Here is a 20,330-nt window from a genome sequence, read left to right on the forward strand (position 1 = left end):
ATGTATTTTTAGGTTACTTTGATGAACATGTATTTAGAAAAAAAGAACAATCAGTGAGGTTAGAAACTAATTTAGTGTAAACTCTAATCTATAACTTTTGTAAACCATGTATATTAACGAACATTTATGAAAACCTTATTACTGACAATTTTATTTACAACGTGTTTTAACCTGACCTACTGCCAAGAGGAGCTTTCGAGACATTCATTACAAATTTTCAAAAATGATTCCGAAAAGAAAGTTAGAAGTTCGGAATTTGGAATAATTGTGGACGGAAATAAAATAAGTGCGAAAAAAATTGAGGACACTTATGGCTTTCCAAAATTGGACAAAGACAAAACCTTCCAGTTCGTAATTAAAACAAACGGAATTGAATTTAGGAGCGGAACTTTTAAATCTTGGTATTTAAACAATGGTTCTTCAATCATAGTTGGAAAATTGACACGAATCAAAAAACTTCTTTCCGTTGCGGAGTATAACGGAATGGACAAAAATGATGAAGATTTTGATATTTTTTCAAAGCGGTTTTTTATCGTAAATGATGTTTATACAATCGACATTGAAAATTTTGAAAAAATAAAACGTTTGGATTATCTAATTGTAAATCCAAATCAGGACGGCGACGGGAGTTATTCCCTAACGCAGGAAGTAGTTAAGCTGAGAAAATAAAAACGGCATACAACAAAGCCTAAACGTAATGCGGACTTTAGGGCGAAACCGAAAGGTCTGTGTATATTTATAAAGTCGCTAAATCTTATGGATTTAGCTTTGGAACAAAAAAAGAAAAAGCAAAACAATAAGCTTTAGCTACGTCGGCAGACGGAAACGAAAAGTTTCCTTGCCTCCGCACTACGCTTAGCCCAACCGTTACCACACATTTTGAAATGAAAATAGTTCCGATTATAATTACATCAGCAATTACAATTCTATTGTTATTTCTGACAATATTTCTTGCTGGCGGAGGGCACGGAACTTTTTTACCTGCTAAATTATTCTATCCATTTTCTATGATATTGGCTGGGTTAAAAGATGAAATCGGAACATTAGAAATTATCATTGCGGTTATTCAAATTCCAGTTTATGGATTAATTATAAATATGAAAAAATCTAACTGGACATATTCTGTTATTGGACTTCATATTTTGGCGGTTATTATCTGTTTGATGATATCGTCGCAAGCATTCTCATAAGCCACAAAAAACATTAAACTAATTGGTTTTTTGAACAGGTTACGTAGATGGATTTCACTCAAACACAATAGTCACGCAGATGGATTTGCCAAAATTGCGCAATAGAAAAGTGTCAACAGTACGCAAAAAAACGTGTGGTAACAAAGCCTATAATTAATACGGACTTGAGGTTTATCTGCCAAAGTCTGTGTATTTTTAGTAAGTCGCAAAATCTTTGGGATTTTGCTTTAGAATAAAAAAAGAAAAAACAAAACCAAAAGCTTTTGCTTAGCGCGTAGCTGGAAATCCGTCGGATTTCTGCGCCGCACTAATCATAGCCCAGCCGTTGTCACAAATATTGAGCAAGTATATTTAAAGTAAAAAATACTGACTCATAAGCTCTTAAAATCAGTACGCAATCTGATTCTGAGCATTGGCGTGTAGACGGAGCCTAAGCACAACGCAACTGTTATGAGAAAACTTTCCAATCTGTTCGCAGTAGTAACGCAAGCAGTTCGTTAACTACCCCCTACCGGGGTGGCAATTCGAAAGCAACACTTTAGGCACGCAAGCAACAACGCAGAAAAAAATACTTGTGACAACAGAACCTAAAAGTAATGCGGGCTAAGGTGATAAATCTAATGGTTTGCGTATTTTTATGATGTCGCAAAATCTTTGGGATTTTGCTTTGGACAAGAAAAAATAAATCAAAACAAAAAGCTTTTGCTAAGCGTTGTGGCGCAATGGGAATTGTCTCCCTAAAACCGCACTACTCTTAGCTCGAGCGTTAGCTGCAAGTTTGAAAAACATTCCAAAAGTGAGAATATTAAAAACCACTATTTTACTTCTTTTAACTTCTGTTTGTTTCGCACAAAAGATTACGAAATCTGAGTTTAAAAAAATCATAAAGGAATCGAAAACAGAAGTAAGGAAAAGTGGTTTTTCTTATTATTCCCAATTGATTTCAAACAATAAAGACAGTATTTTTTTTACGTCCAAAAAAATAAAAATTTATTCTAGTGAGGCTGCAACTAGAGAAAAAGAAATATGCAGGACAATAGAACTGAAATTTTTGAGAAACAAAAGAGTAAATTTTAATGATTGCCAAACTTGTAACGAACCTTCATTCTGTTATGTTTCGACGGACAAAAACATATATCGCTACAGGCTAAGGGAAATGGACGATGGACTTTTTCTTCTTTTTAAAAACAGATTTAACGAAATGAATTTTGAGATTACTTCTTTAATAAAAAAGGAGATGGATTCAAGAGAGTATTTCGAAATTACAATGGAGCGAGTAACGCAAAAACCAGCAGCTAACAAAGAACTGAGCTGAAAAACAAATTAAATTAGCTCAATCTACCCACATAATTTCTATCATAATCTAAACCTGAATTAGCTATTCCATAAGCTTGTTTAATCAATTTATTACAGACTGCTATCAAAGCCAATTTTTTACTCTTCCCTTTTAAAACTATTCTGTCATATAACGCCTTGCATTGAGGGTTATGGACACAAGCTGTAAAACTGCAAAGAAAAAGATGGTTCCTCACTAAGGGATCTCCCATTTTACTTATTCGTGACTTTCCCCTTACACTACTGCCCGAACTTCGCTCGTTCGGTGCCAGACCGAAATAGGAAGACAACTGCCTTGAACTTTCAAAATCCCGAAAACCGTTCGCACAGACAATTAAAAGCATAGCGGTTTTTCTACCAATACCCGGTATAGTGTTCAGCCTGGTATAAAGCTCTTGTTCATTTGCACGTATCAACTTTTCAATCTCCGATTCAAGTAACTTTATTTCTTTGTCCAAACTCTTCAACTGACGTACGATCGAACGCATCAGCTTACCCTTTCCACGTTTACTTGTGGACATTGCGTGAAGTGTGTTCTTTAAGGCCGTACGTTGCTTAAAATAAAGGCGGACAACTCCTTGAAGGGTTTTACTCTCTACAATGTAACCAGGTTCCGGTGACCATAGATCCAAAGCTTGTTCTTCGCCATAGCGACATATCATCTTGGCATCGCTCTTATCCGTTTTTACCTGATTTAGTTTCATCTGTATAAAACGCTTGATGATCAAGGGATTTATCACAGAAACACGTAAACCGTTATCGAACAAATAAATGGCAAGTTGTTGATGATAACATCCTGTAGCTTCCATTACACACCAATGATCGATTGTTATGCTTTTCTTAAATAACCTGAAACCTTTCTCGTCATTGCTGTATTGGAAATGACCGCTCTTGGAATCATAAACATCGAAAACATCTTTAGAGATATCTATCCCTACAAAAATTGTACTTTTATTCATATTATTAAATTTTTAAAGAACAAACACTAATGCTATACATCATCCTAGAAACAGGTTCTAATGACCTAATGAACTGATCGTATTTGAATAGTAAAAGAGCAGGGATTTTCTTTGTTGACGGAATCTGAAGTTCCTAAACCTATAATAACCTTACTCTGCTCTTTTGTTCTTTTGTTAAACCATAAAAGATAACAGAATACTAACTTAGGAAGCCTAAACGGAATGCGGACTTTTGGGCTAAAACAAAAGGTCTGTGTATATTTATAATGTCGCTAAATCTTATGGATTTAGCTTTGGACAAGAAAAAATAAATCAAAACAATAAGCTTTAGCTTCGTGCGCAGACGGAAACGAAAAGTTTCCTTACTACCGCACTACGCTTAGCCGAGCCGTTGTAACCAATTTAAAATAACCAAAAAACAAACAAATGTGAGTTGGGATGTAATTCTAATAAAAGAACAATTTGACACTAACGACAAGGATTATGAACCAATTTCTTTAGGAATAAGGGATAATATAATTAACGAATTATGCATATTATTACCTGAATTAGATTATTCAGTAAAAGACTGGGGGATTTTAAATGGAGATGGGTTTTCCATAGAATTCAATACAGGAAAGGAAGAAAAAGTTGACTCTATTATGCTTCATATTCGTGGTGGTGGAAACCCTCATTATATTATAGGGATGATTATGAAAAAAATGGAATGGGAGGCGCTAGATTGTTCTACTGGAGAATTTGTGGATTTGAAAAATATTAACGCTGAGAGCTGGACTAAATTCCAAACTTGGAGAGATAAAATATTTAAACGCAATAAATTAAATTAATTAGAATTAAACAAGACTGAAGAATAAAACTGGTTACAACAAAACCTATAAACAATACTGGTTTCGGGCTGTAACGAATGGTTTGCGTATTTTTATAAGGTCGCGAAATCTTTGGGATTTCGCTTTGACACAAAAAAGAAAAAACAAAACCAAAAGATTTCGCTACGTGCGTGGCGGAAAGCAAACGCTAGTTTGCTCCCGTACTGTTCATAGCTCAGTCGTTGTAATCAATAGTTCAAGACTAAATACTTTCTCAAAACCTTAATCCTATTTTGCGACTGTCACTTATAATAAAGAAATTATAAGGTTTTTAAATCCATAAGGAAAATTCAAAAAGGGTCGGTATTTGGTTGATTATCGAAACGAAAGGTGCTTGGTAGTGCAGTTTTATAAAGACTTAGGGTAATATCTATCTCGCCTCCAATATTCCAAGTTTTTATACTTTCCTGATTAAATGATTGGGCATTTAATAAAATATATCTTAAACTAGTAACGTTAGAAACGTCCCAATTACCTATATCTTGATTGAACGCATAAGCAAATTCAAACATACGAGATAAATAACTAACGTTAGTGGTGTTCCAAGAGCCAATATCTTGATTAAATTTTTTGGCATTTGAGAACATACCACTCATCCTTGTAACGTTAGTCACATTCCAATTACCAATATCTTGATTAAACTCTTCGGCAAACTGAAACATGTTGAACATATTCGTTACACTGGAGACATCCCAATCACCTATATCTTGGTTAAAAGCTTTAGCTTGATTAAACATGTTACCCATATCCACTACACTTGAAACATCCCAAGAACCAATATCTTGATTAAATATTTCTGCACCAAAAAACATTTGCAACATATCGGTTACACCTGAAACATTCCAACTACCAATATCTTGATTAAAACTAGTGGCATTATCGAACATCAAGCTCATATCCGTTACACTTGAAACATCCCAAGAACCAATATTCTGATTAAATAAGATTGCGCGATTAAACATTGAATGCATATCCGTTACGTTTGAAACATCCCAAGCATCTATATCTTGATTAAAAGTTTCAGCTTGAAAAAACATCAAACTCATATCCGTTACTTTTGAAACTTCCCAAACACTGATATCTTGATTAAAAGAAAATGCGCCCGAAAACATTCTCCGCATATTTTGTGTATTGGAGACATTCCAACCACCAATATCTTGGTTGAAAGCAAAGGCTGCGGCGAACATCCCGCTCATATCAGTTACGTTTGAAACTTCCCAACCACTGATATCTTGATTAAAAGTAGTCGCATTTGAAAACATTTCGCTCATATTTGTAACATTCGAAACATCCCAATTAACAATACTACCATTAAATGAGGTGGCTTCCTCGAACAAGCCGTTCATATCTGTTACCAAAGATGTGTCAATCAAGTTTAACTCCGTGCCACATTCAATAAGGTCAATCAACTCAGTTTTATTAGCTGGGCTTAGATTAACTACATATCCTGCATACAATGTAATATCACTTGTAATCGGAGTTGAAAAATTAAATTTGTTAATCAATGTTTCATCTAAATACCAATTGTCAAAAACCAAACACTGTTTTGTTGGGCTAGTTGGTTCTGAAACAGCGTTGCCTTCGACAACACTAATGGTACTAACGGGACCACCTCCGTTACTTATGAAAAATACATTATAGGTTATTGGTTGTTCATTGGTATTTGTTGTTTCATCTTTACTACAAGAAGCAAAAAGAAACAAACAAATTAAGGGATAAACTGCTTTTAACATTTTGTTTGTTTTTGATGCCTATTAAGATTATAATACAAATAGGCTTTCTGAAGTTCTAACGTATTTAGTTTAATAATATTTCAAATTGAATAGATGGACTTTCACATCAATAAATACGGCTCCAAATACCTAGTCAAAACAACCAAATGGAATGCACGTGAATATTCTATTAGATTTTCTTGTGTGTTTTCTAGTTAAGACTTTAACACAGTACAAGTTTGGCCTTTTCAACAAGTTCATACCAATCGAATAGACTCCACTCAAACGCAACTCTTGCGCAGATGGACATGATTCAGACTGGCAAAATACTGTAATGAAATCGTACGTGCTTACTCATAGGTATCACTACTGATTACAACAATACCTAAACGTAATGCGGACTTTAGGGTAAAACCGAAAGGTCTGTGTATATTTATAATGCCGCAAAATCTTATGGATTTAGCTTTGGACAAAAAAATAAAACTTAACAATAAGCTTTAGCTTCGTGCGCAGACGGAAACGAAAAGTTTCCTTACTACCGCACTACGCTTAGCCGAGACGTTGTACGCAAGCATGAAAATCGGAACAAACAAGAAATATTTAAATATCAAGAAAATGAAAAAATCAATTTTCCTCCTATTAGTTTTAACCTCTGTATCCGTATTTTCCCAAAATTCAGATTACAAGATATCCTCATATTTAACAGATGGAACAAAAGCGCCAAATACTCATTATATCGGAGAAGCTTGGTTGAATGCAATTATTCACGGTGATGAGGAATTGGGTTATAACATTACAAAAGCAACTTTTAAAGCAAACTCAACCTTGGACTGGCATAAACATGGAACGGCGCAAGTCTTAATAATTGTAGATGGAGAAGCCTATTATCAGGAGAGAGGAAATGAGCCTGTTATTTTGAAAGAAGGAGATGTAATTAAATGTGAAAAAGACATCGAACATTGGCATTCATCTACCAAGTTTAGTGATGTAACGTATTTGGCTTTATATGGTGGTGGACAACCAACTTCTTGGACTGAAGTAGTAACGCAGGAATATTATGACGAGATAGCGGAAAAATTAAAAAGTAAGTAAATGATACACTCGGACGGAAATGCCAGCGTACAACAACACCTATAAACAATACGGGTTTCGGGCTTAAACGAAAGGTTTGTGTATATTTATAAAGTCCGCCAAAACATTAGGATTTTGGGATTTTAAAAGAAAAAAATAAAACCAAAACAAAAGGTTTTGGCTAATTGTAAAACGGAAAGTAAACGTCTGTTTGCCCCCGTACTGTTCTTAGCCTCACCGTTAGCAAAAATGGCTCATTTTTTTTTCTGGCTAACAAATTCAAACGTAATTCTACACATTTTTCAACAGTGATTTAAAATAAATGAATGCTTAGTATAGTAAAAGAATATATAAAAAGAAAAAGAATTCGTAGAATTGAAAATACCTTTGTAGAATTTGAAATTCTCTACAAAAGAGAAAACTTTGCTGAAATTCAAGTTTTAAGACAGAGTATGTTGAAAGAGTATATTTCAATTGAAGAGCCTCAACACTTTGCAATTCTGTTATTCTTCGAAAAAGCAAATAAAGAGAATAAAAATTACCTTAAAAATTTCTTAGATTCAGATTTAAGTAAAAATGCAAAATTAGAAAAAATTCAAAATAAAGATGTCTATGTAATTTTTGAAAATAACAATTTTAGTCAATTACACTACAAAGTTAAAAACATTCAAAACCTAATCTTTAACCATGAGAAAGATAACGAAACGGAAGGATTTTTAGTTATTTCTAATTAATGTTATTTTTTAACAAATTGGCACAGATGGACTTTACTCGGTCGGACTTCAGAGCGTTCCAACTTGTGCAAGCAAAACGTGATTACTCAAACGTGTCGCCACATTTTGCTAACAAAACCTAAACATAATGCGGAGTTTAGTGTTTAACCGAAAGGTCTGTGTATATTTATGAAGTCGCTAAATCTTATGGATTTAGCTTTGGACAAGAAAAAATAAAACTAAACAATAAGCTTTAGCTTCGTGCGCAGACGGAAACGAAAAGTTTCCTTGCCTCCGTACTACGCTTAGCCCAACCGTTAGGCACAAGTTTAAAAAAACACCTTCATAGACTTTAAATGGATAGTTTAAAAATAAATCTTCTAGGAAAATCTACCGTTGCTAGAAGAAAAGCAGCGACTGAAATTAGGAAGAAAAAAATAGACGGATTTGCAACAGAATTATTAGAAGCGTTAAAATTGGAGTTTGAAAAAAAACATAACGATACTCAAACTGAAATTATTAAAACTTTGGGGTATTTAGGTGATAAGAATGCTAAATCGTATATAAAAGAAAACTATATCGACAATGGTTTCTTTTTAGCGGATTCCTGTGCTGCTTTTCTAAGAATAGATAGTACAATTGCGGATTTTATAAAAATTCTAAACGAAGAAAACTATTCAAAATCACATGGAGCTCTTGATGTATTGGGCTACGACAAATTAATACCAACTTTAGAAGAACAAAATATAATTCTTACTAAATGTTGGGATTTTGGATTAAACAGACAAAAAGGACTAACAGACCCAAGATATGGACTAGCAGCAGCTTGTGCTGGATGGGAATCAGGAAAAACTAAGTCATTTCTTCTGCATTGTCTGGATTCGAATGATGTCCCTTTAATTTATGTTTCGGAAAATTCACTTAAAGGTAAATATGTAAGATTAAGATAAGTCCTGAAAAGAAAAACCTGTGCCTAACAAAACCTAAACGTAATGCGGAGTTTAGGGCAAAACCGAAAGGTCTGCGTATATTTAGAATGTCGCTAAATCTTATGGATTTAGCTTTGGACAAGAAAAATAAAACTAAACAATAAGCTTTAGCTTCGTGCGCAGACGGAAACGAAAAGTTTCCTTACTACCGCACTACGCTTAGCCAAATCGTTAGCCACAAGTTGAACAAACAGCAATGAAAGAAACATTCATCGGACATAAATGTAAATTATTGAATTCCGAAAAGACAGGAATTACTCTTGAACTGAATAGTTGGAGTTCTGAAAATATGGTGGAAAAGTATTCAGTCAGTTTCGATAAAGAAAATAATATTGAGCGAATAACTGAAAACCAACTTTCTTTTGGAGAAAAAATCTCTAAAACTGACTTTTTTAAACGTTTAATAAGAGATATTCAAGCATCAGAAGAAAAAACAAGAGAATTTGCTTCTGCAATTCTTTGTGACTTTCTTGAATTTGACATTGCGGATTTTGACGTAAACATATTGAAACTCGGAATTGAAAAAATAATAGAACAATTAAAAACCGAAAAAAATGCTAATGCTGAACAAAAGTTAGCAGAAGGACTTTTTGAATTTATTTGGTCAGAAAAATTAAATGAAAAAGAGGAATTAAAACTGTTGGAAAGATTAACTGAAATTGATTCTTATCAAATTTGTCAGTATTTAGACGACGAAGATTATTTGAAAATTCCCAAAGTAAAAAAATACGTTGAACTGAATAAAACCAGTGGCTAACACCGTATAAAATTAATTGCGGTTTTTGGCTTAAACAAAGGTCGTTTCGGGTTTGTAACGTCTGATTTTCCTGCGGAAAATCCTCGCATACAAACCCGCAACTAATCTTATACAAACACGTTGTGCTTAATGTTGAAAAAACCAAATCGAATTGATATTTAGACCTTTGAAATACGAAAAGTATACGCAAAAAGCAGTTAATAAATTACAAGAACGTCAGCCGGAATTTCGAGTAAAATTTGATACGGAAAATTATGCTAGTTGGTTTTATAATCAATCAAGTGAAACATTAAGATTGTATAGTGACGATAAAGAAATATACTTCCGATATATCCCTGTTGGAACATTTTCGCTGAATACAAACACTTGGATGTGGGCTTGGGCTAACGAAGATTCTGTTGAGACTAAAAAATTTCGGACACTAAAAGTTAAAGAGTTCGGAGAGAAAAAGAATTACGACAATCTGACCAATGCGCACTTTGACGGAGATAAATACACAGGTTGGGAATCCACTGCAATTGCTTTCGACATAATTGGAGGAATTGGCACTTATCGAGTTATTACTGAGCATTTAGAAAAATACTTCCTATTAACCGAACAGATAACGAAAGAAGAAGTTGAAAAAATTGAGAGCGCACTAATTGAATGTAGTTCTCACGGGAAAATACGGAAAGCATTTATTTGCCAGCACTTGAACACGGAAACCAAAACAGGATTTGAAGAAGCTTTTGAGACCTATCGTGGCATGGAATTGGACGAAGATGAAGACTTACAAGCTTGGTGTTCTGAATGCGAAAAAAAGCGCCTTAAAACAGACGGTTGGAATGATGAATCAATGGAATTTGCCAAAATTAAGTTGGTCTGTGAAAGATGTTACTTTGAGATAAAGGAATCCAATCTGGACGCAAAAAACACTAAGCATAACAATACCTAAACGTAATGCGGACTTTAGGTCAAAATCGAAAGGTCTGTATATATTTATAATGTCGCTAAATCTTATGGATTTAGCTTTGGAACAAGAAAAAATAAAACTAAACAATAAGCTTTAGCTAAGTGCTCAGACGGAAACGAAAGGTTTCCTTATCTCCGCACTACGCTTAGCTAAACCGTTACCTGTAATTTTGAAAATATTTAGTGGAAATAACCAAATCAGACATAATTAAATTAATCGAAGTAGAGCAAGTGGACACCTTTGGAACTCATTTGTTGAATATCATGAAGTGGAATTTAGGACCGGCAGGTATGGTTAGTTCCCGAGAAATTAAGGTCTGGAGACAAAATAGTTGGAATCAAATGTTTTACCCAATATTTAAGTTTGAACTAGATAAAAATGGTCATTTAATAAACATTTCGGACAAAATAAATCCAGCAGGAAAAATTATATACTTTCTTTTTTGCGTTATTTTTTCCATACCGTGGCTTAGCTGGGTTTTTAATGATTTCGACCCAATAATTCACTGGGTTGAGATTCTTGGATGGGTCATTTTTCTTGGAATTTTCCTTTTAGTCGGTTTTAAAATATATCAAATGGAAAAGAAAATCCAGTTGGAGCAGATTTACGAAATTTTGGATATGGAAAGTGAAAATAACAATCCTGAAGAAGAATGGAGTTGGAAAAAAATATTGACAAGGTTAATTATGTATCCATTGTGTGTTTTCTTAATAGCAATTACATTTTTCTTTCTAATGCCTACAGGAAAAATAATCTACATGCTACTTACTTTAGGAATAGTTGGTGTCTATTTATACACTGACTTAAAAATACTCTTGCGAAAAAAAACTACAGGTAACAATACCTAAACGTAATGCGGGCTTTAGGGCAAAACCGAAAGGTCTGTGTATATTTATAAAGTCGCTAAATCTTATGGATTTAGCTTTGGATAAGAAAAAATAAAACTAAACAATAAGCTTTAGCTTCGTGCGCGGACGGAAACGAAAAGTTTCCTTACTACCGCACTACGCTTAGCCAAAACGTTAGCTGTAATTATAAAGAATACTTAATTGAAAATAACCAAAGCTATATTATTAACGATACTTCTAATTATAATGTTCTACATCCCGCAAGGGATTTTAATTCTACTTTATAAGAAAACAGAACTAATTGGAGATAGATTTCAAGAGCATATTTATAGTGTTATTACTTTATCATATTTAATTGCCTACCTGATTATTCTATACTTTTTGTGGAAGCCTAAACCAAATTTAAAATCAGTATTTAACTTTAGTCAGTTGGATTTAAAATTAATTCCATATCTGTTGTTAATAGTAATTGGATTAGGATTTGTAGAGCAACCCTTTACGGAATTTGATAAAATTATAGAATACTACAAAACTTCTGAACTAGAACCGCGTTCATACCGATTTGCAGGATTTAGTTGGTTCTTTGTTTATCTAAACATTTCTAGTTTGTTAATTGCACCTATTTTTGAAGAATTATTCTTTAGAAAATTTCTATTTGTCAAGCTTTTAGAAAAAAACAACTTATGGATTTCTATCATAGTATCTAGTTTATGCTTTGCCGCAATTCATTTTGAAACACCTAGCAATCTAATCCCCACTTTGATTTTTGGAATAATTGCTTGTATGATTTATTTTAAAACCCAAAATATTATTTACACTATACTAATTCATTTTTTTAATAATTTATGTTCATCATTATACTCTATTTACGGTGAATCGTTTTTTCAATGGGTTTATGGGCTGGAATTTGGTGTTATGTATTGGGCATTATTTGTGTTTGGGATTTTAACGACAATACTAGCGGTGAAAAAAATAACTGCAGCTAACAATACCTAAAATTAATGCGGTGGTTTGGTGTTTATTCAAAACGTTAGTGTAATTTTATAAGGTCGTCAAATCTGTTTGATTTGACATTTTAACAATAAAAAAATAAACGCAAACAAAAAGCTTTGTCTTAGCGCGAAGACGGAAACTTTACAGTTTCCTTGGTTCCGCACTAATCTTAGCTCAGGCGTTAGCAAACATATTGCCATAAAAATTAAATCGTTGCGCAATTAGCCTGAATATTTAAAAAAGAAGAGTTTGGTTCGGGTAAACCAGCATTTTTAAAATGGTTTCTTTAGGCTTGTTACTTTCTCAAACTTCAGATGTTTAATTAATAAATTACCTTGCCAAAGTTCTCGCTCGGACGGACTTCACTCGGACGCAACTGTTGCGCGTACGGACTTGTCAATTTCTTGGGTAAGTCTGCATAAAAACGATATACATAAATCCTTTTCCATTTGGTTTCGACGGACTTAAAAAAGAAACCATTTTAAAAGAGTTCGGGAAATCTATCAGTGATCTGCGACCAGACAAAGGTTTGCGCTGCAACACGTTTGCTAACAATATGTATAATCTATACTGTCCGATTTTCCGTCGGAAAATCTACGTATATTTAGAACCTTATCGTACGGCGGGAAATCCTACGGATTTCTAAACCGTACAGATCATACATTAGACGTTGTGCGCAAGCTGAAAAATTAATATGTTAGAAAGTTTATTATTCATATTTCTAATTTTCGTTGGAGGAATATTTCTAGTTATCTCGCTGATTGTTCTATTAATAGGACTTGGCAAGAAATCTTCTAAACTTAAAAAAATAGGTATCGGAATTGGAATTATTCCAATATTATGTTTCGGACTAATAGCTTTATACTACTTAGTCATTTTACCCTCATTACATAAAAATCAAATGGAAGATTTTTCTGGTACTTATGTATTGGATAATTCTGCTGAACAAATTATGTCTAAAAAAGAGCTAGATAGTCAATACCCAAAATTAGTTTTACTCTCGGACGGAACGTACAAATTTGATGGAATCGAAGGTGTCGGACTTGAAAAAAGTGGGACTTGGAAAACAGGTGGAATAGATGGAATGTTTGAGTTTGATGTTAAACATGGAAGCGAATGGGCCATTCCTTCAGGAAGTGAAAATGATGCAGCTTTATCCTTTGATTATGAAATTGACGAAGGCGATTGGGAAAACACCGAACGTATAGTGTTTGTGAAAAAATAGGTCGAAAAAAGCCTACGCACAACAAAACCTAAACGTAATGCAGACTTTAGGGCAAAACCGAAAGGTCTGTGTATATTTATAAAGTCGCTAAATCTTTAGGATTTAGCTTTGGACAAGAAAAAATAAAACTAAACAAAAAGCTTTAGCTTCGTACGCAGACGGAAACGAAAAGTTTCCCTACCTCCGCACTACGCTTAGCTCAACCTTTGTGCGTCATATAAACATACTTTAAGAATTGAAAAAATCACTAATATAGATGATAAAAAAAATGAAGCTCACAAATATCTTTTTTACTAAATAAAATTAATGAAAATACGTAAAGTAAAACAAGAAATACAAGAACTAGATTTATCAAAATCTGAAATTATTTCTTTGAAAAAACATTTTAAAAAAGCTAAGTATAACATAATATTTATCTCTGCAGCTTTCTTTTCAGTTTATGCAGTTATAGTTATTTCACTTTACAAAGAAGGAAATTGTATATATAACACTTGTGAATTACTTAATATGCTCTTATTGTTACTTTTAGTTACAGGTATTATTACTTTGATGGCATTTAATATTTTTAAAATTTTTGAGTTAAGAAAAGATGTAAAAGAGAAAAAAAAAATAAAGCAAAATGGTGTTGTTAGCCGAGTAGGGGCTTATCGAAGTGACTATTATATAAAACTTGAGTCAGGAAAACCTTCTACGTTAAGTTCAAGAACTCAAGGATTTTATAACTTAAATAAAGGAGAAGAAATTCAATTTGAGGTATTTAAAAATTCAAAAATATTTATTCGAATTTGCGAATAGCATTTTGCTGAATGTTTCGTATTGTTAATCCTTATTATTTAGAGAATGTGCAAACAAAATGACCGGATGTTACACCGAATATAAAAAGTATTATTCGAAACATACAGTAATTGAATAAAAAAGTCGAGTAGGTAAAGGGGAATCTCACCCCTAAACCTCTCACAGAACCGTACGTGATAGTCTCCCATCATACGGCTCTTCAAGACCGAAGCATATATATATCCATCAATGCTTCGCTGATTTAACCAAATCATCCTCCGAAAAGTTGTAAGAATCAAATCATTATTGGTCTTGCTAACCCCTTCGCTACGTCTAATTTTCAAAAGACATCTCTTAGATACTATTCGCTACTACGAGTTAGTCCGCCACTCCTTTTGTGTATTGGTACTCTTTGGCTTGCCCTTCGGGGTTATACCGTTCTCCCTTAACACCACATAAGAAGTTTCTCCTGTTCCTTAAATGAGCAGTAAGTAAAGCTCCTGCCCTCTATATGCCGATTGCCGAATAGCCAACCATACTGATTACCGTTCGCTAAACTTTATCTCTCAGAGCCGTCAACCCCTCGATTTTGACAATGCTAAAGTTGTTTACGACACTTCTACAAGGGTTCAATCTCTTCTCTTTCAGCTTCTTTACTCCCACCATAGCAAAATACTCACAATACAACTGCGGTACTGCCTTTGACCTTATCGCTCAAGACCAACACGTGAAAGATAAGCCCCATAAGGCGGTTTGATAGGTCTGCCAGTCAGTCCCTATCGAAAGACCATATAAATATTAGTGGGCGAACTAATAATTATATCCTTTCATCTCATTTAAAGTTATGTTACTTGATTTGTCAATGAACTTTATCATATCTTGTATCCCCAAGTAAAGCAGGACACACAACGAACGCACAATCGAGTAGACGGCTCCGCCCCTAATTAGGAACGGAGTGCGCCTCTCACACCACCGTACGTACGGGTCTCGTATACGGCGGTTCGTTATATCAAAACTTTACATTTAGGTAGTACGCCAACATACTTTCATAACCTCTTTTTCTTAGACGTTTTTCAGTAATAGTAGTTCTAAGTATAGGGCTTTGGGCTACTGCCCATCCTCCCATTCTGGTTCTACTCCAAGCATATGCCTGACCCTGTTTTACACCTAAGCCAATGAGGTTCTTGCGTTTGCGCTCTGGTTTCTTCCAATCATGCCATATACAGTAGCGTAACCGATTACGTAGCCATTCATCCAGCTTTTTAAGTTTGGTCTCTATATTTCCTAATCGGAAATTGTTTAACCAACCTTTATAGACGAGTTTTAGGCGTTGTAGCCTTTCCGCTAATGACAATGGTAGCGTTTTCTTGGTAAGGTACCTGAGCTTACGTTTGAGCGTTTGCCAAGACTCTTTGCTTACTGTTAACTGATAGTTGCCCTTTACGCTTTTCTTATAGATCGGCGTAAACCTATAACCCAACACCTTGAATGTATAGGGTCTGCGGATACCGCTCTTTGCCCGGTTGACAGGTAAATCCAGTTTCTCCTTTAAAAATAGATAGACCTCGTTCCCTATCGCTCGTGCCGCTGCTTTTGATTTCGTGTAAATACTGAAATCATCAGCATAGCGGATAAACTTGAACCCTCGTACTTTTAGATGTTTGTCCAATTGGTCCAGCATAATGTTGGACAATAACGGACTTAATGGGCTTCCTTGTGGTAATCCCTTTCTACGTTTACATAGTCGCCCATTCTTTAAAATAGGTGCCCGTAACCATTTTCGAATTAACCATAAGGTGGTTTGGCACTTTACCTTGTTATAAATAAATTGAAGTAGTTTATAGTGCTGTACTTCATCGAAGAAACTTTTGAGGTCTATATCTACTAGGTCTTGGTATCCATCATTGATGTACCCTTGACTTTTTAAAACTGCCTGTTGAAGGTTCTTCCTTGGGCGGAAACCGTAACTCTCCGATTCAAAATCGAGTTCGAAATGAATCGCCAGTTGTTGGCTTACAGCTTGTTGAAGCCATCTATCCACTACCGTAGGCACTCCCAATAATCTGGTCTTGCCGTTCGCCTTGGGTATCGCTACCCCTTTGATAGCTTCTGGCATGTAACTTTTTGAAATAAGCTGACGTACCACTTTTGAGCGATGGGCATCTATAAACGCCTTTAGCTCTTGTACGGTCATCCCATCTATTCCTGCCGACCCTTTATTGCCGACCACCTTTTTACAGGCGTCGCTCAAGTTTCTAGCGGCTACTACTTTTGCTATCATTTGTTCTGTTCTTGTCTTTCTAGGTATAAGCTATCGGGTAAACTGATTCCTATTCGAATCCGGACGCGATTTAACGTTCTGTCCTTCCTTATTCGTGAGACCTCTAGGGTTCTGCCCTAGCTCGTTTCCCGTAAGTATTATGACATCGGCTGACTTCTCTACTATACCAACTCGTGGTTATAGAGACCTCCCCAGGTAAGAACATCTTCTTTTACCCAATAACTGCCGTATCTACATACTTACCTTTTTGGTATTCTTGGGGCGTTACAATGATGTGCTTGCTTACCCAAGTAAATATGCCTCTGTATACGGTTCCTGTTCGTCAGTACCGAGTTTTGTAGTCTCGCTTTCTTCAGATGTAACTTCGCAGTTACCACCCTTGCGACTTACTAATGCTTCCAGAAGTTACTCCAGCGCATAAGGGACTTACACCCTCTAAATAAATCCTTATATTGCTATAAGGTAAAGATGCCCATACTGGGCACACACACAACCTATAAACAATACGGGCTTCGGGCTTCAACGAAAGGTTTGTGTATTTTTATAATGTCGCGAAATCTTTGGGATTTCGCTTTTGACGAAAAAAAAGAAAAAACAAAACACAAAGATTTCGCTAAGTGCGTGGCGGAAAGCATACGCTAGTTTGCTCCCGTACTGTTCATAGCTCAACCGTTGTATGCCATATGGTACGATATACAAACATCCTTTACAGAGTTATAGAAACATCGTTTACACTTTTTAAGTTGCATTTGAAACCAAAATTCAGATGCTATGCCTTGGAAAGAATCAACGATTATGGAACAAAAAATTGGAAATGTATTTTTAGGTTACTTTGATGAACATGTATTTAGAAAAAAAGAACAATCAGTGAGGTTAGAAACTAATTTAGTGTAAACTCTAATCTATAACTTTTGTAAACCATGTATATTAACGAACATATTTACCCGTCCTAAAATATGTATACAAAACATAATGGAAATGAAAATAAATCAAGGCGATATTATAAAAGAAATTGCAGAAGAATTGGATTGCGGAAACAATTGTTATTACAATTCTAAAACAAACGAAATTGTCACCATTCCTAATTTCTCAGATACTTCAGACGAGCAAGAATTAAAAGAATTTTTTCGAGATGACTTGAATAAAATAAATAACCAAAAAGCGAATTATATAAAAGTGGAAGTATTAAAAAGCTTCGAGTCCTTTAAAATAATGGAACATTTCTCTAATCAAATTATAGACAAAAAGTTCAAATTAATTCTAAAAGACATCTTAGAAAATAAAAAGCCTTTTCAGAATTTTAAAAACGCAGTCGATAATTCTGAATTTAGGCAAGAATGGTTTGATTTTAAACACAATGAAATAGAAAAAATAGTAGAAGTTCAATTAAAAGGTAAATTAACTAACGACTACTAAAGACTCCTATGGTAAGTTTTAGTCCACTCTCGAAATTTCAGTCAATATTTTCATATTCTAATATGCCCTTTTAATTATTTTAATGTTAAGTATTAGTACTCCTTTTGGTGATTGCTCTAAGCCTTGAAATATCAATAATCTTCGAATTGTTTTAAAGAACTAATGATTCGATAAATAAGTAATTCTAAACAATACAAATCATACCCCATTATTAATAAAAAATAGCTAATTTGTAATCAAATTCATTTAATAATTTGTGAACACAAAACTGAATATGTTTTTGAACACGATTTATTAATATAGCATCTCTAGAACGCCCTTATATAGGCATTTTAAATTTTGAGAGGGAAATTCATAACCCGGAGGTCGGGGGATCGTGCCCCCCTCTCGCTACATATTAAAAGGCACATTATAAACGGTTTAACGAAAGTTAAACCGTTTTTTTTATGCGCAAATTTTACATACAATTACAATTGAACACGAAAGTGAACACGGTTTGGTAGCTAAAAACTTATCGAAACAAGATATTTTACAATAACTTGAATGTTTCAGACTCACTATGATTTCTATATAATATGCAGTTTGTGATTTATTAAGTACTTAAAAATTCATTTACGAACACTTTGTTTAGAATAAGAAACTAAACCATTTTCCGTTTTATCTTCATTTTATAGTTAATTCTAATCTTAAAATCAAAAGATTAGGTTAAACAAATTTTACTAAATACAGCCTACTCCCCTCCTGTAGTTTATTCTAGACTTATAATTCTAATTCTAGAATTGGTTTTTATCACCCAATTTGGCACTAAACCAATTACAAATCCGTTAAAATAATTATGAAGAAAATCACCATACTACTCACTATCCTCTTTAGTACTCAAATTATGATAGCTCAAGAAGGGTTTACACCTAAGGTTGAAAAATATATAGATAACTACATAAGCACTTTTAACGAGTCAAATCCTGAAATCAAGAAAATTAACAAATGGTATGCTAATTTTAAAAAAGCTGATAAACCAAGTAAAAAAGATTACGAGCATAAATTAATTGGTTTAGGCATTGAAATTTCAAAAGAAAAAGAAATTGCTTCAAGCTATATACCTGCAAGTTATACACTTGACAAAAGTAAAATAGCCGTCAAAAATATTACATCAAAAAAATACGAGCAAGAATTAATTGACAGCTATGCAGCCGCTTATTTTAAAAATAACACTTTATTAAAAAAAGAAAATCTTTATGAAGAATTAGTAAATGATAACTTCATTTTCAACTCCGGTAAATTCAAAGAAAATGAGCGAGAATTGTATGTGAAACCTAGTTTTGTTTTATTATTTATTCGGGTTTATGAAAATAATTTATACATCATATCCATCAATAGTAACTATAGTATCTGGAAGAATAAAGAAATTGTCTTTTATAAATTTGATTTAAGTCTAAGCACCAAACTACCTGATGCTGTTGATAATTCTCCTAAAGTTAAATCTGATGTTACAAACACAAACTATATCATACCTAATCGTTGGGAAGACACCAATAGGTTATACCATGACCAAGCTACTGATGAGTTTAGAGAAACGGTCCGTTTACTTGCTCAAATACCTCCATATTCAAATAATTCAGACTTTGTCACCAATGCTAAAGGTTTAGATACTAAATTAAATAGAGACAATGTAAAGAATTACATAACTCAGTTGCAATTTTTCGAAAACTACAAAATAGAATTAGATGATAAAATGGCAGAAAATATTGGTTATTATGCTAAAGAATCAGTAAGAAATGTAAACCATTATGCTGCACATGCATTAGCCGATATTTATATGAATAAAAAGGAATATGTAAAAGCAGTTTCTTCATTTGGCAAGGCTTTAAGCAATAAATACCACACTGCAGGTGGCACCAGATATGTTAGGTGTTTAAATCGTATTTATTCAGATTTAGCAGAAGCATCATTTGCCGTAAATGAACCAGATATAGGTGTTTTGTATTTACTAGCTATAATTGCACAACAAGATACAAGTAGTGATTATGCCGATGAGCAATTAACGGCCTATGCAAAAACAATTAATACGAAAACATTTAAAGAAAATTTAATTTTAGCTATTGACTCCGCTAAAGAAAAAGGAGAGTTAGAGTACACGATTACCTTTAAAAATCATACAGGTACATTTGAAATTCCGTATTTCAGTTCTCTGAATAATGTTAAGGTTTACCTTGTAAAATCTGATACCTATAATAACTTTAAACATTAAT

Annotated in this window: 19 protein-coding genes; 16 read left to right on the forward strand and 3 right to left on the reverse strand. The window is 33.9% G+C overall.

The annotated features are described in order from the left end of the window. Window positions 1-126 precede the first annotated feature (126 nt). From ACJJVT_RS07165 to ACJJVT_RS07175, 3 genes are all read left to right on the forward strand, one after another. Window positions 127-669 carry a hypothetical protein gene (locus ACJJVT_RS07165; protein WP_405397547.1) on the forward strand — a complete coding sequence of 181 codons (543 nt, stop codon included), beginning with the start codon at window positions 127-129 and terminating at the stop codon, window positions 667-669. Between the two features lie 215 nt (window positions 670-884). Beyond that, window positions 885-1,190, forward strand: coding sequence for a hypothetical protein (locus ACJJVT_RS07170; RefSeq protein ID WP_405397549.1), 306 nt, complete (start codon window positions 885-887; stop codon window positions 1,188-1,190). 796 nt (window positions 1,191-1,986) lie between these two features. Next, the gene (locus ACJJVT_RS07175) at window positions 1,987-2,505 is read left to right on the forward strand and encodes a hypothetical protein (protein ID WP_405397551.1); all 519 of its coding nucleotides are present in this window, start codon (window positions 1,987-1,989) and stop codon (window positions 2,503-2,505) included. A gap of 13 nt (window positions 2,506-2,518) precedes the next feature. Here the strand turns inward: ACJJVT_RS07175 and ACJJVT_RS07180 are convergent, their stop codons facing one another. Beyond that, complete coding sequence (locus tag ACJJVT_RS07180) at window positions 2,519-3,484, reverse strand: IS110 family transposase (protein WP_405397552.1); 966 nt, start codon at window positions 3,482-3,484, stop codon at window positions 2,519-2,521. Between the two features lie 428 nt (window positions 3,485-3,912). On the opposite strand from ACJJVT_RS07180, the gene ACJJVT_RS07185 reads away from it, so the two are divergent. Further along, complete coding sequence (locus tag ACJJVT_RS07185; protein ID WP_152594493.1) at window positions 3,913-4,311, forward strand: hypothetical protein; 399 nt, start codon at window positions 3,913-3,915, stop codon at window positions 4,309-4,311. A gap of 329 nt (window positions 4,312-4,640) precedes the next feature. Here the strand turns inward: ACJJVT_RS07185 and ACJJVT_RS07190 are convergent, their stop codons facing one another. Then, on the reverse strand, window positions 4,641-6,083 hold the full coding sequence (locus ACJJVT_RS07190; RefSeq protein ID WP_405397554.1) for a BspA family leucine-rich repeat surface protein: 1,443 nt from the start codon (window positions 6,081-6,083) through the stop codon (window positions 4,641-4,643). A 594-nt stretch (window positions 6,084-6,677) separates the two neighbouring features. Between ACJJVT_RS07190 and ACJJVT_RS07195 the strand changes: the two genes are divergently transcribed. From ACJJVT_RS07195 to ACJJVT_RS07235, 9 genes are all read left to right on the forward strand, one after another. Next, on the forward strand, window positions 6,678-7,154 hold the full coding sequence (locus tag ACJJVT_RS07195; RefSeq protein WP_405397555.1) for a cupin domain-containing protein: 477 nt from the start codon (window positions 6,678-6,680) through the stop codon (window positions 7,152-7,154). Between the two features lie 305 nt (window positions 7,155-7,459). Beyond that, the gene (locus ACJJVT_RS07200; RefSeq protein ID WP_405397556.1) at window positions 7,460-7,867 is read left to right on the forward strand and encodes a hypothetical protein; all 408 of its coding nucleotides are present in this window, start codon (window positions 7,460-7,462) and stop codon (window positions 7,865-7,867) included. Window positions 7,868-8,202: 335 nt separating this feature from the next. Then, window positions 8,203-8,796 (forward strand): hypothetical protein, encoded by a 594-nt coding sequence (locus tag ACJJVT_RS07205; protein ID WP_405397557.1) that lies wholly within the window; start codon window positions 8,203-8,205, stop codon window positions 8,794-8,796. A gap of 235 nt (window positions 8,797-9,031) precedes the next feature. After that, the gene (locus tag ACJJVT_RS07210) at window positions 9,032-9,592 is read left to right on the forward strand and encodes a hypothetical protein (protein ID WP_405397558.1); all 561 of its coding nucleotides are present in this window, start codon (window positions 9,032-9,034) and stop codon (window positions 9,590-9,592) included. Between the two features lie 166 nt (window positions 9,593-9,758). Next, window positions 9,759-10,526, forward strand: a complete 768-nt coding sequence (locus ACJJVT_RS07215) for a DUF6882 domain-containing protein (RefSeq protein WP_405397560.1) — start codon at window positions 9,759-9,761, stop codon at window positions 10,524-10,526. Between the two features lie 200 nt (window positions 10,527-10,726). Further along, entirely contained in the window at window positions 10,727-11,392 is a 666-nt protein-coding gene (locus ACJJVT_RS07220; protein ID WP_405397562.1) for a hypothetical protein, read from the forward strand. Window positions 11,393-11,593: 201 nt separating this feature from the next. Further along, complete coding sequence (locus ACJJVT_RS07225) at window positions 11,594-12,388, forward strand: CPBP family intramembrane glutamic endopeptidase (RefSeq protein WP_405397563.1); 795 nt, start codon at window positions 11,594-11,596, stop codon at window positions 12,386-12,388. 691 nt (window positions 12,389-13,079) lie between these two features. After that, complete coding sequence (locus ACJJVT_RS07230) at window positions 13,080-13,610, forward strand: hypothetical protein (protein ID WP_405397564.1); 531 nt, start codon at window positions 13,080-13,082, stop codon at window positions 13,608-13,610. Window positions 13,611-13,916: 306 nt separating this feature from the next. Continuing rightward, window positions 13,917-14,405: a hypothetical protein gene (locus ACJJVT_RS07235; RefSeq protein ID WP_405397565.1), complete on the forward strand. Its 489-nt coding sequence runs from the start codon at window positions 13,917-13,919 to the stop codon at window positions 14,403-14,405. Between the two features lie 988 nt (window positions 14,406-15,393). Here the strand turns inward: ACJJVT_RS07235 and ltrA are convergent. Next, complete coding sequence (gene ltrA / locus ACJJVT_RS07240) at window positions 15,394-16,665, reverse strand: group II intron reverse transcriptase/maturase (protein ID WP_405397566.1); 1,272 nt, start codon at window positions 16,663-16,665, stop codon at window positions 15,394-15,396. 771 nt (window positions 16,666-17,436) lie between these two features. Here ltrA and ACJJVT_RS07245 point away from each other — a divergent pair. The 3 genes from ACJJVT_RS07245 to ACJJVT_RS07255 all read left to right on the forward strand — a co-directional run bounded on the left by ACJJVT_RS07245 (window position 17,437) and on the right by ACJJVT_RS07255 (window position 20,329). Further along, a complete protein-coding gene (locus tag ACJJVT_RS07245; RefSeq protein WP_405397568.1) occupies window positions 17,437-17,559 on the forward strand; it encodes a hypothetical protein in 123 nt (40 codons plus the stop codon). A gap of 84 nt (window positions 17,560-17,643) precedes the next feature. Beyond that, window positions 17,644-18,081, forward strand: coding sequence for a UPF0158 family protein (locus ACJJVT_RS07250; protein WP_405397569.1), 438 nt, complete (start codon window positions 17,644-17,646; stop codon window positions 18,079-18,081). A gap of 835 nt (window positions 18,082-18,916) precedes the next feature. After that, a complete protein-coding gene (locus tag ACJJVT_RS07255; protein ID WP_405397571.1) occupies window positions 18,917-20,329 on the forward strand; it encodes a hypothetical protein in 1,413 nt (470 codons plus the stop codon). Window position 20,330: the final 1 nt, after the last annotated feature.

Origin of the sequence: Maribacter sp. Asnod2-G09 (genome assembly GCF_045063795.1) — a bacterium.
Classification (GTDB): domain Bacteria; phylum Bacteroidota; class Bacteroidia; order Flavobacteriales; family Flavobacteriaceae; genus Maribacter.